This window comes from Treponema sp. UBA7570 (assembly GCA_002477955.1).
In the GTDB taxonomy this organism is placed as follows: Bacteria; Spirochaetota; Spirochaetia; order Treponematales; family Treponemataceae; genus Treponema_D.
Window position 1 is genome coordinate 7,585 of sequence record DLLE01000037.1, and the last position, 5,890, is coordinate 13,474.

The 5,890-nt window shown below is 41.2% G+C and carries 5 protein-coding genes; all 5 read left to right on the forward strand.

Features of this window, described 5'->3' with window-relative positions; all coding sequences use genetic code 11:
• Positions 1 to 169 precede the first annotated feature (169 nt).
• The 5 genes from B4N75_RS04580 (at position 170) to B4N75_RS04600 (ending at position 5,818) form a co-directional block, all read left to right on the forward strand.
• The gene (locus tag B4N75_RS04580; RefSeq protein ID WP_296693943.1) at positions 170 to 1,210 is read left to right on the forward strand and encodes a methionine ABC transporter ATP-binding protein; all 1,041 of its coding nucleotides are present in this window, start codon (positions 170 to 172) and stop codon (positions 1,208 to 1,210) included.
• The gene (locus B4N75_RS04585; protein ID WP_296693945.1) at positions 1,203 to 1,889 is read left to right on the forward strand and encodes a methionine ABC transporter permease; all 687 of its coding nucleotides are present in this window, start codon (positions 1,203 to 1,205) and stop codon (positions 1,887 to 1,889) included. Before B4N75_RS04580 ends, B4N75_RS04585 begins: the two co-directional genes overlap by 8 nt.
• Positions 1,890 to 2,040: 151 nt before the next feature.
• Entirely contained in the window at positions 2,041 to 2,883 is an 843-nt protein-coding gene (locus tag B4N75_RS04590) for a MetQ/NlpA family ABC transporter substrate-binding protein (protein ID WP_296024901.1), read from the forward strand.
• 171 nt (positions 2,884 to 3,054) lie between these two features.
• Positions 3,055 to 4,452 (forward strand): FAD-binding oxidoreductase, encoded by a 1,398-nt coding sequence (locus B4N75_RS04595; RefSeq protein WP_296693948.1) that lies wholly within the window; start codon positions 3,055 to 3,057, stop codon positions 4,450 to 4,452.
• A gap of 193 nt (positions 4,453 to 4,645) precedes the next feature.
• Positions 4,646 to 5,818 (forward strand): pyridoxal phosphate-dependent aminotransferase, encoded by a 1,173-nt coding sequence (locus B4N75_RS04600; RefSeq protein ID WP_296024906.1) that lies wholly within the window; start codon positions 4,646 to 4,648, stop codon positions 5,816 to 5,818.
• The last annotated feature ends 72 nt before the right edge of the window (positions 5,819 to 5,890 follow it).

Sequence of the window (5,890 nt, forward strand, 5' to 3'; positions counted from 1 at the left end):
GACGTGTTCGCTAAAGCGAACGCCTTGTCCTTGCGGACAAGGGATTGGAGTACCGCCGGAGGCGTTCCGGAGTGCAACGCAGGAATGGAGCACGAAGACGCGGAAGTACGGAAAGCCCGGTTTTTGCGAAAGCAAAAATGGCCCAAAAAATTTAAATATGGAGGTTTTTGTGGCAATTATTGAATTAAAAAACATAACCAAAACTTTTGAGCAGGACGGAAAAATTTTTGACGCGGTTAAAGATGCTTCTGTTTCGGTTGAAAAAGGCGAGATTTATGGAATTATCGGTTTTAGCGGGGCAGGGAAGTCGACTTTGGTGCGGACGATTAACCTTCTTGGAAGACCGACTTCTGGACAAGTGATTGTAAAAGGCAAGGATTTTCTTTCGCTTTCGGAAAAAGAACTGAGGCAGGAACGAAAAAAAATTGGAATGATTTTTCAGCATTTTAATTTGATGAAAAGCCGCAATGTTTTTGAAAATGTCGCTTTTCCGTTAAAACATTCTGGACTTTCTAAGGAGGAGATTTCGCAAAAAGTTCATTCGCTTTTGGAGCTTGTAGAAATTAACGACAAGGATAAAAATTTTCCGTCGCAGCTTTCCGGCGGCCAAAAACAGCGTGTTGCGATTGCCCGCGCTCTTGCCAATGATCCGGACATTTTGCTTTGCGACGAAGCGACGAGCGCGCTTGATCCGACGACGACAAAGGCGATTTTAAAACTTCTAAAAAAATTGAATAAAAAACTTGGGCTTACGATTGTGATTATTACGCACCAGATGGAAGTTATAAAAGAGATTTGCGACAAAGTTGCGGTTATGGAACGCGGAAAAATTGTTGAGAAGGGAGATGTGTTCAATATTTTTGCAAATCCACAGAACGAAGTTACAAAACGCTTTATTAAGGCGACTTCGAGCTTAACAAAAATCGAGGAATTGATTGAAGAAGACAGCCCTGTTGTTCATCTGGAAAAAGGCGAATATCTTGTACGTTTTTCGTATATTCAAAAAAACGTGAGCGAGCCTTTAATCAGCGCAACTTCGCGGATTTACGATGTGACGATGAATATTATTTTTGCAGAAATCGAAATTGTTCAGAATGCGCCGATCGGTGGAACAATTGCAATTATTAGCGGAAAAAAAGAAGCGATTGAACGCGCTCTTGAACATATCCGCGAAGAAAATGTTGGTGTGGAGGTTTTAAAAAATGCTTGAGTTTTTGACAAAAATTCTTCCGAACTTGATGGCGAACAAGCGTTATGTGAATTTTGGAATTTCGATTGTTCAAACTTTGCAGATGACGCTCTGGTCTGGCACGATAAGTTTTGTTTTGGGGCTTGTCTTTGGAATTACTCTTGTTGTTACCAAAAAAGGAGCGATTCTCGAAAATAAAATTGTTTATCAGATTTTGGATAAACTGATAAATTTTTTCCGCTCGATTCCGTTCATTATTTTGCTTACGGGAGTTATGCCGTTGAGCCGGCTTATTATGGGAACTTCGATCGATGTTCGCGGTGCGATTGTGCCTTTGGTTTTTGGAACTGTGCCGTTTTTTAGCCGGCAGATTGAAACCGCTCTTGCGGAAGTTGATTCTGGTCTTGTCGAAGCGGCCGTGAGCATGGGATTGAGTCCGTGGGATATTGTTCTTAGGGTTTACCTAAAAGAAAGCATTGGCCCGATTGTCCGCGGAACTATGATTACGACGGTAAGTTTAATTGGATTGACGGCAATGGCAGGGGCAGTTGGAGCTGGCGGTCTTGGAAATTTTGCGATTCAGTACGGACACGATATGAATATGCAGGACATAACCTGGCTTACAATTATTTTGCTTGTCATTGTTGTAAATCTTATTCAATGGGCAGGCACAAATTTTATAAAAAAACACACGCATTAAAAAAAATTGCTTAAAAAAACAAAAAAATAAAAAACTATTGAATAAAAAAACTAAAAGTAGTATAAACAAAAATATAGTTTACCTAGTGATTTGCTAGGGAATAAAAACAAAAGGCTGATTTCAAAAATACGGTCTTTTAAGGGAGATTCTTATGAAAAAAAACATTGCAATTTTGGCAAGTGCGCTTGCACTTATTTCGGTTTTTTTTACTTCTTGCGGTGAAAAAAAATCAAACACAGTAAAGCTTGGCGTTGTCGGGGCAATGTACGAAGAAATTTGGAAACCTGCAAAAGAAGCGCTCAAGGCAGAAGGAATTGACCTTCAGATTGTGCTTTTTACAGATTACAGCACACCAAATACAGCGCTTGCAAACAACGACATTGACCTTAACGCTTTCCAGCACAGAATTTTTTTGGAAGCAGATTCGGCTTCCCGCGGATACAATTTAAAAATTATCGGAAACACATTCATTATTCCGCTCAACCTTTATTCAACAAAAGTAAAATCTGTAGCAGAGCTTAAAGAAGGCGCAGTTGTTGCAATTCCGGACGATGTTACAAACGGCGGGCGCGCGCTCAAAGTTTTGCAGGCGGCAGGACTGGTAACTCTCAACGAAAATGCCGGTTTTAATCCGAGAATCAACGACGTTCTTACAAGCAAAGTTCAAATTAAAGAACTCAAGGCAAACACAATTCCTTCGGCGTTGCCAGACGTAGACGCGGCGATTATCAACGGAAACTATGCTCTGAGCTTTGGAATAAAAACAGAAAGCGCAATTTTTGCCGACACAAGTCTTACAGAAAAAAATTACTGGAACTTGATTGCCGCAAATGCCGAAAGTCTCAAAGATTCAGCAAAGGTGGAGCTTTTCCGCAAAGTCGTAGCAGCCTTTCAAACAGCCGAAACCGAAAAAATCTTTAACGAAAATTACGGCGGATATTTTATCAAGGTAGGCTGGGACGAAGACGAGCTTTCTGCCCGCCTCTCAGAATAAAAATCAGGCTCAAACCTCCGGACTTTTTGTTTGGAGGTTTTTGCAATTAAAAAAAAGGAGGGGAGGGGAAAGTCTTCCCCTGCGCGTCCACTTTGTTGGCCGCTACCCCTTCTAGCGGGGACACCCCCGCAACGCCCCGATTTTATCCGTTTAAAAAGGAAATGTATTTATATGGAAGAAGTTAAACAACTTTCAAAAATTATAAAAGACGAAAGCCGGATTATTTACGGTGAAAAAATTGAAAAAAAATTTCTTTCGGATACTTTGGGCCGCAAACAGGGAAGTGCATCAGCTCTTGTTTTTGTAAAGTCAACGCAGGAAGTGAGCGAAGTTTTAAAATTTGCCCACAAAAATAAAATTCCTGTAACTCCGCGTGGAGCAGGAACAAATCTTGTAGGTTCGACAGTTCCGTTTGAAAATGCAATTATAATCGATTTTTCACAGATGAACAGAATTCTCGAAATCGACAGGGAAAATTTTACAGCGACTGTTGAACCGGGCGTTATTTTGCAGGATTTTCAAAAATATGTAGAAAGCCTTGGACTTTTTTATCCGCCAGATCCCGGCGAAAAAATGGCATCAATCGGTGGAAACATAGCGACAAATGCCGGCGGAATGCGTGCTGTAAAATATGGCGTCACAAGAAATTATGTAATGGGACTGGAACTTGTTCTTGCGGACGGAACAGTAATTCAAACAGGCTCAAAAAACCGCAAAGATACAACTGGCCTTGATATAAAAGACCTTGTGATTGGTTCTGAAGGAACACTTGCCGTCATAACAAAATGTCTTTTAAAACTCGTTGGCAAACCTGAAAGTTCTGCGAGCCTATTAATTTCGTACGACAGTCTTAAGGCTGGAATTGAATCTGTTCCGCTGATTTTAAAGGCAAATATAAATCCGACCGCAGTTGAATTTATAGAACGAAAAGTTGTCGAAATGGGCGAAAGTTTTTTAAATAGCGTAAGTCCTGCCGAAAAAAACATTCATTATCCTGATACTGATTGCAAAGCCTATCTTTTGATTACATTTGACGGAAGCAGGGCAGAAATTGACGCTGCGATTTTAAAATTAAAAGAAATTGTAAAAAATATAAGCCGCGGTTTTTTTGTTCTGAACGACACAGAACAAAGCGCAAATATTTGGCGTGTGCGCGGTTGTCTTGTAAAATCTGTGGAAGCGGTGAGCGAGCAGGAACCTTTGGACATTGTTGTGCCGATTAGCCAGGTTGATAAATTTGTAAAGTATGTAAACAGGCTCGAAGCTGAAACTGGCATGCAAATGATAAGTTTTGGACACGCCGGCGACGGAAATGTTCATTTGTGTGTGGTTCGTGGCAGCCGAAGCGAAGAAGCCTGGCAAAAAGAATTGCACGAAAACCTTAAAAAACTGTATGAGCAGACGCACAGTCTTGGAGGCTTGATTTCTGGTGAACACGGACTTGGTGTGAGCAAGCGTGAATTTTTCTTTGGACAAACTCCACAGAAAAATGTAGCATTGATGAACGCTATAAAACAGGCATTTGATCCGGAAAAAATATTAAACAGAAAAATTAGCTATGTAAAATAGGATTTTCTGGTACAAAGAGAGCGGCTTTTGTTTTTACGGACAAGGGATTGGAAGGGCGGCAAAGCCGTTGCGGAACGAAGTGGAGCAATGCAGGCGAAAGCCAGAACCCTGCAAAGCCCGGTTTTTGTCAGCCAGCTTTGTTGGCTGACAAAAATGGCCCGGAATATTAAAAATAATTAGATGGAAGGCAAAAATGAAATCTTTATCTGTTAGAACTGCAAATTTTACTGATTCGGTTATACGCAGAATGACGCGCATTTCGTTAAAATACGATGCTGTAAATTTAAGCCAGGGATTTCCGGATTTTGAACCGCCAAAGCCGATTTTGGACAGGCTTGCGCAGGTTGCCTACGAAAATTTTCATCAGTATTCGTTAACGTGGGGAGCGCAGAATTTTCGCGAAGCGTTGGCGGCAAAACAGTCAAAATTGATGGGAATTCCTGTCGACCCGAATTCCGAAATTGTGACGACCTGCGGCGGAACAGAAGCGATGATGGCTGCAATGATGACGATTTGCAATCCTGGCGACAAAGTTGCGATTTTTTCGCCATTTTATGAAAATTACGGAGCGGACACAATTCTTTCGGGCGCAGAACCGGTTTATATTCCTCTTGTTCCGCCAAAGTACAATTTTGATCCGGAAAAGCTCGAAGACGCATTCAGGGCTGGAGCAAAAGCGCTGATTTTGTGCAATCCTTCAAATCCGTGCGGAAAAGTTTTTACTCTTGAGGAAATGACGGTGATTGCCGACCTTGCAAAAAAATACGATGCCTATGTTGTAACCGATGAAGTTTATGAGCATATCATTTACGCACCAAACAAAATGGTTTATATGGCGGCGCTTCCGGGTATGAAAGAACGGACAATTGTCTGCGGCTCGCTTTCCAAAACTTATTCGCTTACAGGCTGGCGGCTTGGCTATACAATTGCTCCTCCAGAAATTACAGACCGGATAAAAAAGGTTCATGATTTTTTGACAGTAGGAGCGGCCGCGCCTTTGCAGGAAGCAATAGTTACCGGTTTAAAATTCGGGCAGAAATATTACGACGAATTGACGGCAAAATATACTCACAAACGCGACATAATGTGTAAAGGGCTGGATTCAATCGGACTTAGGCACAATGTTCCGGAAGGCGCTTATTACATAATGATTGATTTTAAGGATTATATGAAAAAACTCAACGTAACGAGCGATCTTGAGTTTGCAGAAATTCTTTGCCGGGATGTTGGAGTTGGAATGGTTCCGGGTTCTAGTTTTTTTAAGGAAAATGTAAACGACTATCTGCGGATCCATTTTGCAAAAAAAGACGAAACTTTGAACGCAGCCCTCGATCGGCTTTCAGAAATCAATCAAAAGTTAAAATAAAACTTGGCAGAAAAATAAAACGCTTTAAGAATTCTTAAAGCGCAAAAACTCTGCCTAATTAGCCAGAACTTC